This window comes from Shewanella putrefaciens, from assembly GCF_016406305.1.
GTDB classification, from domain to species: domain Bacteria; phylum Pseudomonadota; class Gammaproteobacteria; order Enterobacterales; family Shewanellaceae; genus Shewanella; species Shewanella putrefaciens_C.
Genome location: NZ_CP066369.1, coordinates 1,530,658 through 1,549,016, shown reverse-complemented (window position 1 = coordinate 1,549,016; position 18,359 = coordinate 1,530,658). Strand labels below are relative to the sequence as shown.

Here is an 18,359-nt window from a genome sequence, read left to right as displayed (position 1 = left end):
AAGCCTTAGCTTTAAACTGGCATTAACGATACTATCGACCCTCATTCTATTGAGCAGCATCATGATCATGTTTGGCAAAAAACTCTTTTTCCCCAAAAAACCGCCCACCACACTTAGCTTTATCGCCAAGGGGACTAAACTCACGGGGAATATTGAATTTATCGGTGATGTTTTGATTGGTGGCGATGTCAGCGGCCAAATCCTTTCCCAGGCGAATATTACGGTTGAGCAAGGCGGCAGACTTGAAGGCGAAATCAAGTGCCAAGAATTTATCGTTGATGGTTTCTTTAAAGGCCGCTTAATCTGCGAACGCTTAGTGATCCAGCGCCATGGTGTCGTAGATGGTGATGTGGCAAGTACCTCAATGCAGATAATGGAAGGTGGACAATTTATTGGTTTGCGGATAAAAGAAGATATTTGCACCATCCAAACCCACGGTTTAGCCGCGCCCAACGAACCTAAAAATTTACCGCTAGCCTCAGATCCACTCAAAACCGATATTCCCTAAGGATTTATCGGTTAATCCCACAACTCCCCCATCGGCAATTTAACCGCCAATAACTTACCTATCGTATTTCCCTGCAATTTACAATGGTTACAGATTTGTTAATTTGCAGATGACGATCACAGTAAATCCACAGAACTGATGCTAAGTTAATACCCTATAGCGTAGGGTTTACACAGCATACCAAGAGGAAATGGTGCCGATATAACCCGTAAATCCCATTAGCAAACAGTCAAGATAAGCACTCAAAGACTCATCATAAGGTAAACTGAAATGAGCCACCCGTTACTTAAACAAATCTGTGAGCTAGACATTTTCACCCTACTCGTCTTCAAGAGTATTTTTGATACTGGGCATGCCAACACAACCGCGAAGACATTGGGGGTCTCTGCCCCGAAAATAAGCCGCAGTTTGAATGCGCTTCGCCTTGCCTTCAATGATGAACTCTTCTATCGACGCCAGCAGGGGCTAAAACCGACACCTCTTGCCGAAAGCCTTTATGTTGCCATATGTCAATTCACTGATTCTGTTCACCATTTAGAGCAATCGGCCCTCCAGAATCAAAATACCGCCAGTAATGCCGACTTACCGTTAAATGTCGCCGCCAGCAGAGGATTACTCAGTTTTTTAGCCCCCCAATTGTGCTCGCCAGATGTGAATGCACAACTTGGGAAAATTCGTTTACACCGATGGCAGGAAAACAGCGCCGAGCTTATCCATGCAGGTGAACTGGATTTTGGTATCTCATTAGAATATATCGATAATAAAGAGTTAACCCTTACGAGACTCGGGAGCATATCCAATGTGTATTTAGTGGCTTCAAAACACCATTCTATCTGGCAATCTGACTCACAAATCAGTTTAGAACAGATCTGCCGCTATCCGTTTTTATGCATTGAAATGAAAGGGTTTAACAATAAAATCGATCCCCTTGAACTCTTTTGCCAGCGTCAAGGAATCGTATTGCCTTCGATCGAAAAAGTGCTAGAGAGGGAGGAATGGTATTCGCATATATTAACCATGCAGAGCCTCGCATTTTGCACTAGCATCGATGTGCAAACGATTAAACACTTGCCCGGACTAAAGTTAGTACCACTCCCAGCGAGTGAGCTAAACCGTCTACACGATGGGATATTAACACCCCAGTATTTTTTGATCGAAAAGCCCAGAACCCATAGACGTTACACCCCTGAACAATGTGAACTTGTGGTCAGTTCACTGGTTAGTGCCTTGCTCCCAGAACACCTATAAGCCTCTCATCTCAGATTCAGGTAATTATTTAACGGCGTTAAATTTAAATGACATATGTTAAAAGCAGAACTAGCTAATCTTAAATGTACCCCGCCATAACTCAGTCAATATCTTCCCCATACAGCGTAAAAATCAAGCCAGATATGCGATGAATAGAGCTATATAACAGTCTCAACACCAAAGATTAATTGAGAATTAATTTCACTAACCACCTAAAATTAAAATAAATATTTGGATAAAGCTCAAATAAATCACACCAAATTTCAATTTTCGAAATACTTAATTTCAGAATATGGAATTACCATTTTAGGGTGTTAAATCATCGTTCACAAATTAGACACAAACTTGCAAATACCACTTTATAAGTAAGGCGTTCCTCCTATATTAGAATTACTGCGCACGCAGTCTATAGAAAGAAAAGGGACGCGATGATGAAAAACTACAATAAATCTCTACTGGTACTGGCTCTCACCAGTGCCCTATGTGTAACCGCCTGCGGGGACGGTGACGATGGTCAAGATGGCGCACCTGGTGCTCCAGGTACACCAGGCACCCCCGGAACACCAGGCACCCCAGGACTCCCTGCGGGATCTTTTGCTAAAACCGCTGAATCCATTACCGATCTGAACTTCACCTTAAGTCCTGCGGACATTAAAGTGACGAGCAGCGAAGGCTTCAGTGTTAAATTTTCTCTCACAGGTAAAAATGCAGGTAAAGATGTTCCCTTTATGGGACTCAGTCGAATTGCCATTTACTCGTTAACGGCCAATGAAAATACTTCGGGAACGGGTGCCCCAATCGAATGGCAAAACAATGCCATGGCAAACAATGTCGATACGACTTCGTTAACTTGTACCCCTACAGGCCTTAACGGTACAACCAAGGTATGTACATTAACCGAAGATACTGCAGCTCCAGGTACTTATACCGCCACTTGGGCCAATGATGGTACGGCCCCCATCATTAATCCAAACGATAACCCCAATGCCGTGCATAGGGTAATTTTACGTGCGTACAATATCACCAACAGCGCAGGTGTCGCTTTATCGGATAAAGTGCTATCTGTCCCCGTTGATTTTATCCCTGCAACTGATGAATTAGGTGTATCGGGTAAAGACACAGTATCGAGTGCAGCATGTAAAAACTGTCACGGTGAAGTAGACGGCCATATCGCTAAGATTGAAGCCCACCATAACTATCAGGACGTTAAAAACTGTGTAACTTGCCATAACCCTGATCAAGTTCCAAGTGATGCGCAACTGGCAGAAGGTTGGGTATTTGACTTTGGTCCAATGATCCACAGGCTCCATGCGGGTCATCACATTAGTGATAGCCTAAGCGGTGAAGCAAAAGAATATTTTGGTGAAATTGGTTTCCCATCGGATCTGAAAGAATGTAAGTCATGCCATGATGGCGCACCAAGCTATAACACTAATATTTATGCCAAAGCCTGCGTAGGTTGCCATATCAATGTCAACTTCGCCACCGGTGAAAACCATTCTGAATATGTTTTAGCTCAAGCCGATGATACTCAGTGTAAATCTTGTCATGGCAGCGGTAGCTTAACCCCCGAAGCCGTGCACAGTGTCGGTAAGCGTGCCGAATATGCTGAGCTGTTCAAAGTGGACTTTACCAGTGCAGCAGTCGCTCCATCTGCCACTCTGGGTATGAAGACCTTAACCTTGAAAGCCAATGTGACCATGAATGGCGCACCAATTGCTGACGGTACAAGTCTCGCTACCTATAATGCCACCAGTAATCCAACGGGTATGTTGGTCGCTAACGGCCTGTTGTTAGGTAATGTAGCAACTGACGGTACTGTGTATGCGTGGCGCGATGTCAAACCTACAGCTATTAGTCTAACCCTCGCAAACGGTACACTTTCTGGCGGTGTCTTAACCTTCGTGAAAGAGATCCCTGACGCACAAGCCGTCGGTACTATCTATGTGAGTTCAGAGGCCAATGCCTGTATCAAGGAGGGTAAAGTCAGCAGTTGTAATGCAACAGCGCTTGAATTTGGCCCTACAAACCCAATCGGTAACACTTCTCCAGTTAAGTTTTATAGCTTAGATGGCAGTGCAATCAGCACGGCTCGGATGACAGATCCCACTCGTATTACGGTAGAAGAAACAAAATGTAATGCCTGTCACGGCACCTTAGATTACATCAAAGGTTCTAGACACGGCACTTACACCTTTGACCAATGTATGAACTGTCATAACGATACAACGGGTTCAACATATCACCCAACAGTAGCCTACAAAGGCGAAGATGGTAGCAAGGTCATCAACCCAGATGTAACCTTTAGTAACAAAGACTTATTTACTGTGGCGCACCGTTTCCACAGTGGTAACTTCGATGTGATTGAAGGCATCTTCCGTAATGCTGAAGGAGAGTTAGAAGGTTATCCATCACCAGAAACCGCATGTTCTGCATGTCATAAAGATGATACCGCACTGTTCGCAAACGATGGTGGTTTAGCCTCTGGCAAACGCGCAATCAAAGTGGGTAGCAACTATATTACCCCCGTTGCTGAGTCATGCCGTAGCTGTCACGCTCACTCAGATGCGGCTGCAGTAGCTCACTTTAGAAGTAACGGTGCTGTGGTTGAAGCAGATGCAATGACAGATCCTAACCTACCAGTAGAATCATGCGCGACCTGCCATGCTGAAGGTAAAACCTATGGCATAGATAAGGTACACGCAGAGGTAGCACACTAGTACTAGTACCTTTGGGTTGCCCTGCACAACCCAGATTTCATCTCTGCAACTCATTGGGGACCTTAGGGTCCCCTTTTTTATAGCCTTTTTATCAAGTAATAAACAGAGAGAAAATGGCATACTCAATCGGCAAATAGGCTTCAATCTAGCGTCTAAATTTATGAACGAGAGCCATGGACTGCGAACTAGCAGTTAAATAACCTGAGATCGGTTTAACAAGCCATCACTGCAATAGCATTAAACTCCGCATTAGTGAGGTTCAGTTATGGCTTATTGTCTTTCAATTAATAGGCGATGGATTCCTAACTCTAATTCGTGAGTTTCGGATTAAAATTTCTATGGATTAACGCCAGAATTAAGCCGCGAAGCGGCTTCGGCTTGAATGAACGGTTAGGACTCACTTACGGGCCGGTGACCATAACTGAGCACCCGGGTAATCTCCCACTTGCCATTTTGCTCGCGCCAGATCATGGTGAAATCAGCCAGACCTTCACATGTGCCACTCGAGAACTGGCAGAAGCGGTGCGCCCCCTGTGCAATGGCACCAAAGCCCTTGATTGGATAGACCTTCAAGGAGCCCGGTACGATCTCGCGACTGAACTTGCCACAGACATTCTTGCGAGTGCCAGCGATCATGTCCTCACGAGTCCAGGTGACCCCACCGTTGTCATGGTAGAACTCAACGTCCACCGCAAAGTAACTGGCGTGTTTATCGAGTTCCCCTGACTCGGCGCAGTGGTTGAATGCATCGAACACTGCAGTGTCCAGCGCTGCCACAGTGTTGTAAAGGTTTTTGTGCTCGGGTGTAGTCTCGGCATCGGCCCCAAAGATGATGATGGTTGCGGCAAAGGCAGCAACTAGGGCAATGTTCGTAGATCTCATAAAATCAAAGACTCCTGAAAAGTGGGTTGTGAGTCCTAACGTCGCACTCTGCGGAAATGTAGGGACCCCAGCGAGTAAATGTTCTGTAGCAGTACCTTGTTATGCATTCCGCACCACTTTAATTATATTGAAGCCTTCCTCGGGTGTGGGGGCCATAAAATACTTTGTAACCAGCTCAAACATCTCTGTTGTATCAGTTGCGGCTCTTTCAGGCTGTTCTATACATCTTTTCCCAATCTGTTTTAGGCAGATTTCATTTGGCAAGTCGATGTATACCAGGCTATGCGGAGCTTCGATCTCGGAGAAAACACTCCGAAACCAATCTCTCTGCGAAAGAGCATTGGCTGGAAAGTCCATCACTACACTGGTTCCCGAAGACAAAATAGATTGAACCAGCTTTTTGATCTGTGGCTTAAGTAGATTTGAATATTCAATATAGTCATTAAGTGATGAAATCTTATTTGGGTAGAGTGCCGCAAGCCATTCATCTTCAGAAAGCAAAACTGCATTGCCTTCCCGCGCGATTTCAATAGCCTTAGTAGATTTTCCTGCCCCCATTTTGCCACAGAAAAAGGTCAATACTCCTTTGCTCATAGTTTCCTCTATTTTGATGCATAACGTCTTAGTATTTATGCGCTGCGCGGTTTGCAGGGCATAAATCGCTCATTGACTAAACCTCAAATATGGCCACTGCCACATCCCTGTAAATGGGTATAAATGATGCTATAGGAATTCGCTTTTTGGCGGTAGCGGTTTTTTATACAGTTTGGTGGGTAATCACTTGATATCGTTTTAGCTTTATCATTTTTCGCGCTTATTTTTTGTTGATGAATCGCTATCTAACGACTCAAAACTCTAAGGAATACACCTCCCCTCGGAGTTGCCGCAGGGTATTTGCGTTCGTTGTGTGATCGAGGCATGGATGCCGAGATAGCGTCAGTCGAATCAGGGACGAGCGTCTGACGCGATAGCATAAGGACGTTAAATGCCCAAGGGGCTTTCAACTCCGTTGGGGGCGTCTTGGAGCATCCAAGGAGGATAGGACGAGCAGTCCTCCTTGGTCGGGTGTGGGGTGAAGCCCCACGACTTTGATTTTGATTAAAAAAATTCAAACTACGGAAAAGATGAGATACATAACTTCTAAGTCGAACCATCAACTTTTCTATAGGCAGAGCTTTACTTGGCCTATTCCCCTTTTGAACTGCGAAACAGACAATGGGGCAATAGCTTTTTAGCTAAACAAATAGCAGAAGTGTTAGTTAAGATTGGCATTGTTGTACCAGTGATCTTCTCGTTTTCGTAGAGCCCTTAGGCCTAACTATGACATCCCCTGTACAATACGCTGCCTTAGCAGTTTAATAAATTCTTTGGGGTCTCGGTCCAAACTGTCGTGGGGAATATACAGGTGATATCCCAAGTGGGTATTGAGCATCACACAGCGGTGACCAAACATCGCTAATACGCCGCGATAACGGTCCCCTTCGACCACCAGCGGGCTAAATTCAGCCCCAAGGTACGTTTCGAGGGTGGCAAGATCCTCCTGCTGGGAGGCCGCCGTGACTAACAAAGGGCGCTGCTCCGTTAATAATCCCGCGGCTAAACGCAGGGAAATATTATCGAGTATGGGATTCAGGTGCTTGAGTTTTATCCCTAAATAGGACAGTTCAATCGTATCTACGCCCTGCGTTACCCTAGGAATATCGACCCGCTGAATATTATCCCAAGTGATGAACACCTTGCCGCGGCGATGGAAATAGGTCAGCCCTTGTCCATCGATATTAATGGTCGTTTCCGGTTCATATACCTTAGCTAAACCTAAGATCAACGCTATGGCACCCAGACTGAAAAAGACTAAACCTAGCGCCATCAAATCGGGAAAAATAATAAACAAGCCAAAGCCTAACATAACAGCACTGGCACCAATCCAAGTTAACGTCAGCCCATTGCGCTTAGACAATGGCCGAATCGAGACTACATCTGACTCTAAAGTCATCACTTTATTCCTGTTTTACCCATAACCATAAACGGCCAATATATTCATGGATAGCCCGTTGGGAGGCTAATAAATGATCCCCCGTCACGCGCCAGCCAAAGTCATCCCGCGCAATAAAATCCGTTGGCGCCGCACTAGGATGTAACCCTTTCGCAGCGAAAATCGCCATCGCCCTTGGCATATGGGAGGCCGAAGTAACTAAGCGAAAAGGTTCCTCCCCTAGCTCCCATTTGGCATATTGCGCTTCTTCTAAGGTATCCCGCGCGAGGGGAAATTGAATGATCCTATTCTTGTCAACGCCCAGCTCAGAGGCAGCCTTGGCCATCATTTCAGCATGGGAGATCTGGGTAAGTTCTCCCCCCCAACCGCTCACCAGCAACTTACAATCCTGACCTAAGTTGAGTTGCCGTATGCCTTCAGAAAGTCTAGCAAGGGCTACGGCAGAAAGTGATTGCACCGCCGTTGCACCTGGGATATCGGAATGGGCCGAACCTAATACCATCACATAACACTGGCCGGTAATGGGAGTCGAATTAACGGGATACTGCGCTTCTAACGGCCGCACTAGGATATTGACACTCAGTTGGCTACCGAGAATAAGTAACAGGAAAAACGCACTCGCAACTAGGCATTTAGCGAGGCTGCGACGACGCCAAACAAATATTGAAACCAGTAATAACAACAGGATAAAGGGAATAGGCATGATCCCCTGAGAAACCACTTTTTTGACCCAAAACAGGATATCCATACCAAGCCCCCTCAAAAAAGCGCCATCATAGCATCAAAAGTGCCATAAACGCATCGCCCAGCATTACGCTGGGCGATGGTAAAAAAATCAACACGGGAAATGCATTCGCAGGGATTATTTTTCCCATAACCAAGCGGCGCCGCGAACGCCCGATGAGCAGCCATAAAGATTTTGGACCACTGGGGTACGACATTCACGGCCAACCACATAACGGGTTAATAAGGCAGGTAATTTGGGATAAATCGCCTCAACATTTGACATGCCGCCCCCCAGCACAATCGCATCGGGATCGAGCAGATTAATCACATGGGCTAGTGATCGGGCTAGCCTATCCATATAGCGATCAAAGGCCGCGACGGCGATATCATCATGTTGATCGACTAATAACATAATATCAGCCCCCGATTTAGCGGGCGCTCGGCTGTTGCCCGCAGTCTCGAGTGCCGCATTATAATCGCGGACAAAACCCGTACCGGAAATAAAGGTTTCAATGCAGTCTGGGTTACCACAAAAACAGCGAGTAGTGTTGAACTCCTCCTTGGCCATCCAAGGCAGTGGGTTGTGTCCCCACTCACCGCCGATCCCATTACCGCCAGCATGGACTTTACCGTTAATCGCCACACCAGCGCCGCAGCCCGTACCGATAATCACGCCAAATACCACAGATTTACCTGCGGCTGCGCCATCGACCGCCTCAGAAACCGCAAAGCAGTTCGCATCATTGGCGACACGCACTTCACGCCCAAGCAGTTCACCTAAATTCACATCGAGCGGATGGCCGTTAATCCAAGTGGAATTGGCATTTTTAACTAAACCTGAATAGGGGGAAATAACCCCGGGAATTCCCACCCCCACAGTGCCTTTTTCACCTAAGGTTGCTTCGGCTTCATTGACTAAATCGACAATAGCATTAAGGGTTGCCTGATAGTCACGCGGTGTCGTGACACGCTTGCGAAATAGCTCATTGCCTTCTTCGCCTAGGGCCACTAATTCTATTTTTGTTCCGCCTAAATCGATGCCCATGCGTATCATGAATCGCTCTCCAATTTTATCTTGCCATGCTATCGAGTGAATATGCCGCACTCGATCCATCGTTATCGTTATGCTACCCAGCCAGGGGCTGTGGCAATAAAGTAAGGGTTTAATATTTCTGGTTTTTGATTGTAGGTTAAGGGTAAACCAGAGTCATAACAGACGACGCTTCCGCCTGCGCTTTCCAATACGGCCTGTGCTGCGGCCGTGTCCCACTCGCTAGTCGGGCCTAATCTAGGGTAGAGATCGGCCTCCCCCTCTGCCAACATACAGAACTTCAAAGAACTGCCCACGCTTAACATTTGATGCGGGCCCAAACGCTGCAAATACTCGGCGATATCAGGACTCAAGTGCGAACGACTGCCGACAACTATTGGCGTCTGCCGTGGGTGGCTCGCCCCCATTAATGGGCTTTCCAGCCCTGCTTTTTGCCGCCAAGCACCCAAATGTTTTGCACCATAATAATAAGTGTCCAACACGGGGGCATATACAACACCAGCTACTGCAACACCTTGATGAATAAGAGCAATATTGACCGTAAACTCACCGTTGCGCTTAATAAACTCTTTGGTGCCATCTAAGGGATCGATCAACCAATAGGTGTCCCATTGCCTGCGTTCATCCCAACTGATTTCGGCGGCCTCTTCGGACATCACGGGAATACCCACAAATCGCTCGGCCAGAGATGCCACAATCACCCTGTGGGCGGCAATATCGGCTGCCGTCACAGGGCTATTATCCCCCTTATGGCTTACGGAAAAGTCCTCTTGACCATAAATCGTCATAATGGCCTCGCCAGCGGCTTTGGCTATCTGCACCACCGCCAGCAAATCTTGCTTAGTAAGGGTCGCCACTGTCGTCTTATCTGTCATTTCGATGTCCTTTATCCGTTGAGTATCTTGGCATTATGCCACCGCCATAGATTGAAAATTAAGAACAAATTCATCATACATCGAGCAAAATAGACTAAGAAAATCACTGACACCTATTAGGCCAAGGGCAAAAGCACTTAGGCTACCCGAGTCTAAGCCAAGCCCAACCGACTGAAAAGAGCCGTAAGTACAGCTGCATTCGTATTCACAGATGTTAACTCAGGCCAAAATGGGGAATCGCGGCGCACGACAAGATTCACATGCACAGACTAGAGTGATTGCAGCATAGCCTTGAGCTGTTGCCGCCAATCCTGCCACGCTATCGACATAAGAGGGTCTTGATGCTCCTGTAAATTGGGAGTCTGTAAATTGGGTGCCAGTAAATTGGGTGCCAGTAAATTGCGAGTCGGTAAGTGTTGTGTCTGCAGCTCTGGCATAGCGATAAAATGCTGCAATTTTTCACTGCAAAGTGCGCTGTAGCTAGGCCTTAGTGCAAGGGATTTTCCCTGCATCAAAGCCTTAGCGGCATAGCCTGCGCTATCGATTGGCACTAGGGGAATTTGCTGGGTTAACAGCTTAAATTGAAGTGCTTGACGCTGGATCTCCCGGGCAAATTGATACCAACTGCATTCACCAAGGCCCGCGTAATGGAACAACCCCTGTCCCTGCTTGAGGATCAACTGCCACACAGTGTACGCCAGCGCATCACTCCAAGTGGGCGAGCCGATTTGATCGTCAATCACATTTAGGCTCGCTTGGGTTTGCATCAGCTTAAGCATGGTTTTGACAAAATTATGCCCATCTTGGCCGTAGAGCCAAGCGGTCCTAATCACTATGGCGCGCTCACCTAGCAGTCTAAGTACCGCATCCTCGCCCGCCAATTTGCTCTTACCGTAAACGGACAGAGGCGAAGGCGAGTCAGTTTCTAGGTAGGGAGATATTTTTTGCAGCTGACTGGCCTCGAAGCTCACTGCACCGCCGTCAAAGGCGTCGTTACTAATCCTTTTACGGCTAACCCCTTCGCCACTAATCCCTTCTCCGCTAAACACCTTGCCACTAAAGACATAGTCACTGGAGATATGTACTAAACGTGCATCGAGATTAACGCATTGTTTAGCAAGAAGTTCAGGGCCGAGTGAGTTAACCCTGTAGGCGAGTTCTGGCTCACGTTCGGCGTCATCTACCCCATTATAGGCGGCGCAATTGATGACCCAATCGGGGCAATATTCGCCAAATGCCTTCGCGACCGCCAACGCATCACTAATATCAAGCTGCTCTCGCGTCAGGGGAATTAACCTAAATGACTGAGTGCTAAATGCCTGAGTACTAAATGCCTGGGCAATAGTGCTGGCCCTACGTTGCAGCGCCTTAGCGAGTTGGCTATCGGCCCCCGTGATAAGCACGGTTTGCGGCCCATTAGCCGTGGTATTCCCATGGTTAGCCAAGAGCTTATTTACCCTTGTTATCATTAAAAAGGGCTACCAAATCGGCAACGGTTTGATGGCCGCGGCCAGCTAAAAAGGCCAGCAATGCCCCGGGGCTGCGATTCAGTAAGCGAGATTCGGGATAAGCCACTGCATCGATAATGGCTTTAGCGCAGCCAAACTCCCCTAAACTAAAGGCCACATGGGAGTCAGAGCCCATAACCAAAATAGTTCCAAATTCCTTTGCCGCCTGAGCAATGGCGGTGCAGTTGGCTTCACTGCCTTTGCGGGACACCTCAAAGGAGGAGTTATTGATTTCCAATGCCACGCCATATTCGGCGGCGGCGCGGGCAACGGCTTCAATATCTATGGGATAAGCAGGATTCCCCGGATGGGTAATGATATCGACCTTACCGCTTTTGATGGTATTGATCATCGCCTCTGTATGGGTTGCCTTATCCGAGGGCGGATAAACTGGTTCATGAAATCCCGCGAGCACTATATCGAGCTGGGATAAATAATCCCCAAAGTAATCAATCTCGCCGTCGATATTTTTGATATTGGCTTCAATACCACGCAAAATCCCGACGCCATCCACCATGCGGGGCAACACCCTTAAATTCACAAAATGCCAAAAATGCGGCGCATCGGCCATGGCTGGCCCATGGTCAGTGGTCGCAAACAAACGAATGCCCTTCTGCTTGGCCACGGCAATATAATCGTGAATGGTACTGTACGCATGGCTCGATGCCACGGTATGGGTATGAGTGTCGACTTGGTACTGCATGGTTCACCTCTGCCAGATAATTCAACCAATTAAATACATTAGAATTAGCTAAACAGTGACAACAACTCTTCGGCACTGCCTTGCCATGTTCCCTTGCCTTTGCCCTCGAGAATACTGTCCGCCAAACTTTGCTTATGTTGCTGCATTTCTTGGATTTTTTCCTCTACAGTTCCTTCGGCAATCAATTTATATACAAATACGGGTTTTTCTTGGCCGATGCGATGGGCGCGGTCAGTGGCTTGTTTTTCCGCGGCGGGATTCCACCAAGGATCGTAGTGAATAACCGTATCGGCGGCTGTGAGGTTAAGCCCAGTTCCACCCGCTTTTAAACTGATTAAAAAGACGGGCGTGTTCCCCTCCTGAAACCTATCAATCTGCGCTTGGCGCAAGCGAGTCTGCCCAGTGAGCTTACTGTAATCCATATTTAAGGACTGTAACTCGGCTTCGATCAGGGTCAACATGCTGGTAAACTGGCTGAAAATTAAGATCTTACGCCCTTCTTGCACCATCTCGGGTAAATTTTGAGTAAGCCAGTTTAACTTAGCATTATTCTTCACCTTTTGCGCCTGCTCTAGCTTCACCAAGCGCGGATCGCAGCAGGCCTGACGCAACTTGAGCAGTGCATCCAAAAACTCGATATGGCTGCTCCCAACTCCCTGGGTCGCAAACAGATCCCGCAGCTTTTTCTCCATGCTTAAGCGGATGCTCTCGTAGAGATTGCGTTGATCCTTTTCAAGCTCTAAGGTCTGGGTAATTTCCGTCTTCGCCGGTAATTCGGTGATAACTTGATCTTTGGTTCTGCGCAGCACAAAGGGGGCGATACGCTGGCTTAATATCTTAGCCTTTTCGCTATCACCATAACGCTCGATGCTGTGTCTAAAGGATTTGTTAAAAAAGGCATTTGTGCCTAAGAGGCCTGGTAAACAAAAATCCATTAAGGATTTTAGCTCGCCGAGGTGATTTTCCAGCGGTGTCCCCGTTAAACATAGTCTAAAGGGCGACTGCAATTCTTTGATGATTTGAGTCACTTTCGCTTGGGCATTTTTTATCTGCTGGGCTTCATCGAGTATGATATGTTCAAAATTATGTGACTGATAATATTCATTATCCCGCACCATTAATGGATATGTCGTCACCACTATATCGTATTCGGTTAAGCGCTCGAGCAAAGGTTTACGCTGGGCACCGTGGATCACCACCAGCGTTAGCGAAGGGGCAAATTTTGCGGCCTCTTTGGCCCAGTTGCCCACTAAACTGGTGGGGCAAATAATCAGGCTCGGCCCGCGACTCGCCCCCGCAGCGCCAAATTCCCGCTGCTTGAGCAAAAAGGCTAAGGTTTGAACCGTTTTACCGAGTCCCATATCGTCAGCTAAGATACCACCGAGCTGATATTCCTTTAAAAAACAAAGCCAATTTAACCCTTGCTGCTGATAATGGCGCAACGTGGCCTTTAGCGTGTCAGGTACTGCGACCTCGACTACGCCATTAAAGTTTTCGAGCTTTGTCGCTAACTCAAGGACTCGCTGGCCATTGAGCAGCCGAATATCACTCTCAGCAAAGTCATTGAGTAGATGGGCGCGATATTTAGGCAAAGCGACACTGTTGCCCCTATGTCCATCGAATAACTCTAAAATAATGCTCACTAATGGCTTGATCACACTGGCTTTAACCTTTAGCCAAGTCCCATTTGGGCTTGGGAGCAACAATTCCGCATGATCCGCGGGCTCGCCATGCTGTTTAAGCCAAGTGGCAATGAGGGGCAACATGGGAATGCTTTGCCCATCAATATCCGCATTGAGCGATAGGGAAAACCAACCTTCCTGGGAGTCATCCAGTTCAATCGCCAACGGAGTATCAACCACATTTAGGTTAAAATTATCGGCATAACACACTTGGTAACCCCTGCTTTCCAAGATGGGGATACATCGTTCGATAAACTGTAACCACTGTTTAATTGCCACGGGTACAGGGCCTAAACTCCACAGACTGGTTAAGCTAGCGCTATTGGGGAGAGAAGAAGGGGCGAGTTCAACGAAGTTTAAGCCCATCAAACAATCAATCGCATCCTTTTCCAATGCGAGCTGCCGCGCAACTTGGTAAGTTTTCCCTCCCTGAGTGACTAAAGAGAGTGCTTCATCGATATAACGACCACCCAGCACGACATCCTGATAGACAAACTCCAGCAACAGGAAGGGCTGCACCAGAGTAAACTCAGGTAACGCCAATGACGTTAATGTTAACCGGATCTGTAAGGGCGCGCGCAGTTCGACAAAATCAATCGCAAGGGGGGTTGGCACAGTTTCAACGGAAAAATGTTTTATCAGCTTGTGACTCACAGTTTCAATCTGCGAGCTAGGTACAGGCGGCATATGATTTAACAGCATTAATTTATCAATACCAATGTCTGTTTCTACAGGCCCAATCTGGAAGTAATCCAGTTCAATATAGGCTGGCGGCTCTGTGGGAATAAGCTCCCAGTTATCCTTACCCACGAGCACCAATTGCATCTGTTTATGCTCGTTATCTATGTCATTCCAAATAAATGTCGGGCTTACGGGTTCTCCTCGGCTCAGGGCTATTCGACTTTCCTCCCAAAAACAACGCTCGGTTGCGAGCATTTTATCGAGGGCCACCGCCCCTAATTGTGCCTTTAAATACAGGCGAGAGGCGCCGTGACGGCGGGTAGACATAATAAGGTTGAGAATGAGCACATCTTCGGCCCCGATCCAGGCGGGCATAAAATATTGCACATCGGATAGGGCTATTTTAGAGCCCTTGCTATAAGCCCCATTCTTGGCTAGTTTGCCGCGGCGTAGCTCGATAAAAACACCGTTGTCATCCTTCGAAAGCACATAGAGCACCCTATCCTCATAGAGCTGTTCAACCTCATAAAGCTTAGGATCATCGGCCTCATCAAGTAAATGTAACCACTGGGCGATACGTTGATCTTCAACGGTTTTATCACTGAGTAAACTGTAAAGTACGGCGGCAATATGTTTGCAATGCCCAGTCGCAGGACAGGAGCAAAAGCCATTCATAATCAATTTATGGTTAACGCTGAAGAGGCGAATATCCTGACGGTAGGGCGTTCGCTCCGTACCACTGACTTGTCCCTCAATATGGCGAAAATCGGCGTTGGCCTTTGCACTTATCACTCGCCCTTTCATCACATAATCACGGGCGCGCATCAGTGTTGGCGGAGTGAATAATGACTCGATAGCACTTTGAGTCAATTGGATAGGTTCTTGGGGGGACAAGCGATTCATCAGCAAAACCTTGAAACGACATATAGCCATAGGGGCAATAGCGCGCTATTGCTCGCGGGCATTTAATAATGAGTGATTGGGATTGTATTGAAAGCATTGGCGGAAAGCCAGAACCCCAGCAATGGGAACATACCTTCGAGCCACCAAAAGCGGTAACTCGAAGGTATCGGACGGGGAACTAACCGCAAAAAAGAGAAGCTAAAAAAGCTTAATTATCAGGTTTTACTTTTCGTTTCCGCGATATAACGGTCAACGAGCTTCTCCAGAATATCTAACGGCACAGCGCCATTTTTAAGCACAACATCGTGAAAATCCCGCAAATTAAACTTATCTCCAAGTGCCGACTTAGCCTTCTCCCTTAACTCTAGAATTTTCATCATCCCGACTTTATAGGCCGTCGCTTGGCCCGGCATCACTATATAGCGCTCAATTTCAGCGGTCACATCACGGTCGGACATCCCAGTGTTTTTCTTCATATAGTCAATGGCTTGCTCACGGGTCCAACGGCTATGGTGAATACCTGTATCGACCACTAGACGCACAGCGCGGAACAGCTCCGCCTGCAATCGACCGATATTATCAAAGGGATCATTTTGGAAACCCAGCTCCCAAGCTAAACGCTCACTGTAGAGTGCCCAACCCTCAATATAGGCCGTAAAAGGCGCCATCTTGCGGATAAGCGGCTGACCTTCTAACTCCATGGCAACGGCTATTTGAAAGTGATGCCCAGGAATACCCTCATGGTAGGCCAAAGTGCGCATGCCATATTTAGGCGTCGCCTTGATATCATAGAGGTTAGCGAAGAAACGACCGGGGCGACTGCCATCAATGGCGGGCTGTTGATAATAGGCACCTGGCGCCGTTTTCTCTTTAAATTCAGGAATACGCACCACTTCCATGCCCGCTTGTGGACGAATACGGAAGGCATCACCGAGTCCCGCATTCACTTCATCGAGGATCCCTTGATAATCGACGAGAATTTGCGCCCTACCCGCATCGCTATCCTCGTAGTAAAACTTAGGATCGGCGGCCAATGCTTCAATCGCAACCGAGAAACCTTGACTCACATCGTAACCCTGGGCGGCTAAAATAGTCATGATCTCGCTCTGAATACGGTCTACCTCAGCAAGTCCTTTGTCATGGATCTCATCGGCGCTGTAGTTAGTCGTGGTGAAAAACTTCAGTAACTGCTCATAGGCAACATCGCCCTTAGGCAACGCCCAGTAACCGTCATCCGTTCCCGCTTTGGCTTGTAACTGGGTAAAGTAATCGATAAATAATTGATATGCAGGGTGCACGTAAGCTTTTATGTTCGCTTCAGCCGCAGCCAATAAACGCGCTTGCTCATCGGCACTGATATCCGTTTCAGCCAATTTAGTTTTGAATGAACTGTAAAGAATATTGTCTTGAATCGGGGTCGCGACAAAATCCATCATCTCGGTCAGTACCCGCTCAATCACGAACTTGGGCGGAATAATGCCCTTAGATTCGCGCAGAATGAGCCCTTCCATGGTTTGGGCAAATTTAGTTTGCACTAATTGCAGACGGGCAAGGTAGTTTTCAGCATCGTCGACCGAATGAACCTGATGCTGGGCTTGCATAAAGCTGGGGTAACCATTTTGCACACCAAACAGCTGATTCAGTGGATAATTATGGTAACGATAGGGTTCGGCTGCGAGGGCAAAATCGGCCAGATAGAGGGCGATATCCTTAGAGATGCGTTGATTTTCATCTAAATCCGTATTTTGATAACTCAGCAATGTATCCCGCAGCACCCGCACTTGGGCAAAGGTTTTATCCATAACCGCGGGGCTATTATCATCTAACAGTGCATTATGCCCTGTGATCCCAAAGGATTCTAAGAAGCCCAGAGAAGTTAAGGTTTCAGGGCTCTCAAACGCCATTTGGACAACACTTCGGTCTAAAAATGCACGAAAGAAAAAGGGTTTCTTCGCAAACCATTCATGTGCAGCTAAGGCACTCAAAAGCAAGACTACAATTAAACTACCGAGTCCTATTCGTTTTAATACTGTTTTCAAACTTAAGTCTCCATGTCTTATGATCTGACAACCAATCTGTGGGCTATAACCTACGTAATCATTAATGTGCAATCACTGATGTGAAATCACTTATGTGTAATCACTAACTAGAGCAGCAAACGCCCTACTCCGCAGCGATAATATCATCAGCACATTTAAGCAACAATTTAATAACGTAACCAATCATTGCAATATGTCCGTAGTATGTCCCGCCATTTAAGCTGCCATTTAAGAGAATTTTTTTTGAGCACTAAAACTTATTTATTCAAGCCTATTAAAGGGTGAAATAACCCTATCTAGTTGAATACGTGCAGTTAAAAAATATTTTATTTTCAATATCTTTTAAAAGTCCCCCCTTAGGGAAGCCAGAGATTAAAAATAAAACTATACAAAAGGTCAGAGTGTGTTAATCTGCACTCCGGCCTGTGATTCAGACCTATTTATAAGCAATATTATGTTTTTGAAAACCTTCGCTGCACCCTGTATTTTGTTTGCTGTCATGAAGCTTTCCACTCATAACTTATCATCAATGTAAATAATTCTATTTCTGGCTAAGTTCCCGCATAATTGCGAATTATTTTGTTTGAAAATTTTGGAGACATTCATGTCTAAAACTACTGGTGTAGTTAAATGGTTTAACGAAGAAAAAGGTTTCGGTTTTATTTCTCCTGACAATGGTGGCGCTGACGCATTCGTTCATTTCCGCGCAATCGTTTCAGAAGGCTTTAAAACCCTTGGTGAAGGTCAAAAGGTTTCTTTTGATATCGAACAAGGCCAAAAAGGTCCTCAAGCTGCGAACGTTGTTGTTCTGTAATTAATCACTATCTCGCAAGGGATAGA

The 18,359-nt window shown here is 46.8% G+C and carries 14 protein-coding genes and 1 pseudogene; 4 read left to right on the top strand and 11 right to left on the bottom strand.

All coding sequences use genetic code 11. The features are described from left to right. Nucleotides 1–67: 67 nt before the first annotated feature. The 3 genes from JFT56_RS06610 to JFT56_RS06600 all read left to right on the top strand — a co-directional run bounded on the left by JFT56_RS06610 (nt 68) and on the right by JFT56_RS06600 (nt 4,476). Complete coding sequence (locus JFT56_RS06610; protein ID WP_198783511.1) at nt 68–508, top strand: bactofilin family protein; 441 nt, start codon at nt 68–70, stop codon at nt 506–508. Nucleotides 509–778: 270 nt separating this feature from the next. Continuing rightward, nucleotides 779–1,756 carry a LysR family transcriptional regulator gene (locus tag JFT56_RS06605; protein WP_198782887.1) on the top strand — a complete coding sequence of 326 codons (978 nt, stop codon included), beginning with the start codon at nt 779–781 and terminating at the stop codon, nt 1,754–1,756. 428 nt (nt 1,757–2,184) lie between these two features. Beyond that, complete coding sequence (locus JFT56_RS06600; protein WP_198782886.1) at nt 2,185–4,476, top strand: OmcA/MtrC family decaheme c-type cytochrome; 2,292 nt, start codon at nt 2,185–2,187, stop codon at nt 4,474–4,476. 390 nt (nt 4,477–4,866) lie between these two features. On the opposite strand, the gene JFT56_RS06595 is transcribed toward JFT56_RS06600, so the two are convergent. The 11 genes and pseudogenes from JFT56_RS06595 to JFT56_RS06550 form a co-directional block, all read right to left on the bottom strand. After that, the gene (locus JFT56_RS06595) at nt 4,867–5,358 is read right to left on the bottom strand and encodes a nuclear transport factor 2 family protein (RefSeq protein WP_198782885.1); all 492 of its coding nucleotides are present in this window, start codon (nt 5,356–5,358) and stop codon (nt 4,867–4,869) included. Nucleotides 5,359–5,457: 99 nt separating this feature from the next. Then, nucleotides 5,458–5,952, bottom strand: coding sequence for an AAA family ATPase (locus JFT56_RS06590; RefSeq protein ID WP_198782884.1), 495 nt, complete (start codon nt 5,950–5,952; stop codon nt 5,458–5,460). Between the two features lie 724 nt (nt 5,953–6,676). Next, a complete protein-coding gene (locus JFT56_RS06585) occupies nt 6,677–7,351 on the bottom strand; it encodes a DUF2982 domain-containing protein (RefSeq protein WP_198782883.1) in 675 nt (224 codons plus the stop codon). Between the two features lie 4 nt (nt 7,352–7,355). After that, nucleotides 7,356–8,054 (bottom strand): YdcF family protein, encoded by a 699-nt coding sequence (locus tag JFT56_RS06580; RefSeq protein WP_198783510.1) that lies wholly within the window; start codon nt 8,052–8,054, stop codon nt 7,356–7,358. Nucleotides 8,055–8,213: 159 nt separating this feature from the next. Beyond that, the gene (gene mak / locus JFT56_RS06575) at nt 8,214–9,131 is read right to left on the bottom strand and encodes a fructokinase (protein WP_198782882.1); all 918 of its coding nucleotides are present in this window, start codon (nt 9,129–9,131) and stop codon (nt 8,214–8,216) included. A gap of 68 nt (nt 9,132–9,199) precedes the next feature. Next, nucleotides 9,200–10,003, bottom strand: a complete 804-nt coding sequence (gene cysQ / locus JFT56_RS06570) for a 3'(2'),5'-bisphosphate nucleotidase CysQ (protein WP_198782881.1) — start codon at nt 10,001–10,003, stop codon at nt 9,200–9,202. Between the two features lie 219 nt (nt 10,004–10,222). Continuing rightward, nucleotides 10,223–10,459 (bottom strand): pentapeptide repeat-containing protein, encoded by a 237-nt coding sequence (locus JFT56_RS20085; RefSeq protein WP_420136022.1) that lies wholly within the window; start codon nt 10,457–10,459, stop codon nt 10,223–10,225. 38 nt (nt 10,460–10,497) lie between these two features. Then, nucleotides 10,498–11,472, bottom strand: a pseudogene (locus JFT56_RS06565) (SDR family oxidoreductase); the annotation flags it as partial. Next, nucleotides 11,453–12,214: a phosphatase gene (locus JFT56_RS06560; protein WP_198782879.1), complete on the bottom strand. Its 762-nt coding sequence runs from the start codon at nt 12,212–12,214 to the stop codon at nt 11,453–11,455. The gene JFT56_RS06560 and the pseudogene JFT56_RS06565, both read right to left, overlap by 20 nt. A 44-nt stretch (nt 12,215–12,258) precedes the next feature. Further along, the gene (locus tag JFT56_RS06555; RefSeq protein ID WP_198782878.1) at nt 12,259–15,480 is read right to left on the bottom strand and encodes a DEAD/DEAH box helicase; all 3,222 of its coding nucleotides are present in this window, start codon (nt 15,478–15,480) and stop codon (nt 12,259–12,261) included. Nucleotides 15,481–15,695: 215 nt separating this feature from the next. Continuing rightward, nucleotides 15,696–17,519 (bottom strand): DUF885 domain-containing protein, encoded by a 1,824-nt coding sequence (locus JFT56_RS06550; protein WP_198782877.1) that lies wholly within the window; start codon nt 17,517–17,519, stop codon nt 15,696–15,698. Between the two features lie 604 nt (nt 17,520–18,123). Between JFT56_RS06550 and cspE the strand changes: the two genes are divergently transcribed. Continuing rightward, nucleotides 18,124–18,333, top strand: a complete 210-nt coding sequence (gene cspE, locus JFT56_RS06545) for a cold-shock protein (RefSeq protein WP_011790010.1) — start codon at nt 18,124–18,126, stop codon at nt 18,331–18,333. The last annotated feature ends 26 nt before the right edge of the window (nt 18,334–18,359 follow it).

What these genes read in the sequence shown, in the direction of transcription:
- JFT56_RS06610 (WP_198783511.1), top strand. Translation starts at nt 68, where the DNA reads ATGTTTGGCAAAAAACTCTTTTTCCCCAAAAAACCGCCCACCACACTT.
- JFT56_RS06605 (WP_198782887.1), top strand. Translation starts at nt 779, where the DNA reads ATGAGCCACCCGTTACTTAAACAAATCTGTGAGCTAGACATTTTCACC.
- JFT56_RS06600 (WP_198782886.1), top strand. Translation starts at nt 2,185, where the DNA reads ATGATGAAAAACTACAATAAATCTCTACTGGTACTGGCTCTCACCAGT.
- JFT56_RS06595 (WP_198782885.1), bottom strand. Translation starts at nt 5,358, where the DNA reads ATGAGATCTACGAACATTGCCCTAGTTGCTGCCTTTGCCGCAACCATC.
- JFT56_RS06590 (WP_198782884.1), bottom strand. Translation starts at nt 5,952, where the DNA reads ATGAGCAAAGGAGTATTGACCTTTTTCTGTGGCAAAATGGGGGCAGGA.
- JFT56_RS06585 (WP_198782883.1), bottom strand. Translation starts at nt 7,351, where the DNA reads ATGACTTTAGAGTCAGATGTAGTCTCGATTCGGCCATTGTCTAAGCGC.
- JFT56_RS06580 (WP_198783510.1), bottom strand. Translation starts at nt 8,054, where the DNA reads ATGCCTATTCCCTTTATCCTGTTGTTATTACTGGTTTCAATATTTGTT.
- mak (WP_198782882.1), bottom strand. Translation starts at nt 9,131, where the DNA reads ATGATACGCATGGGCATCGATTTAGGCGGAACAAAAATAGAATTAGTG.
- cysQ (WP_198782881.1), bottom strand. Translation starts at nt 10,003, where the DNA reads ATGACAGATAAGACGACAGTGGCGACCCTTACTAAGCAAGATTTGCTG.
- JFT56_RS06560 (WP_198782879.1), bottom strand. Translation starts at nt 12,214, where the DNA reads ATGCAGTACCAAGTCGACACTCATACCCATACCGTGGCATCGAGCCAT.
- JFT56_RS06555 (WP_198782878.1), bottom strand. Translation starts at nt 15,480, where the DNA reads ATGAATCGCTTGTCCCCCCAAGAACCTATCCAATTGACTCAAAGTGCT.
- cspE (WP_011790010.1), top strand. Translation starts at nt 18,124, where the DNA reads ATGTCTAAAACTACTGGTGTAGTTAAATGGTTTAACGAAGAAAAAGGT.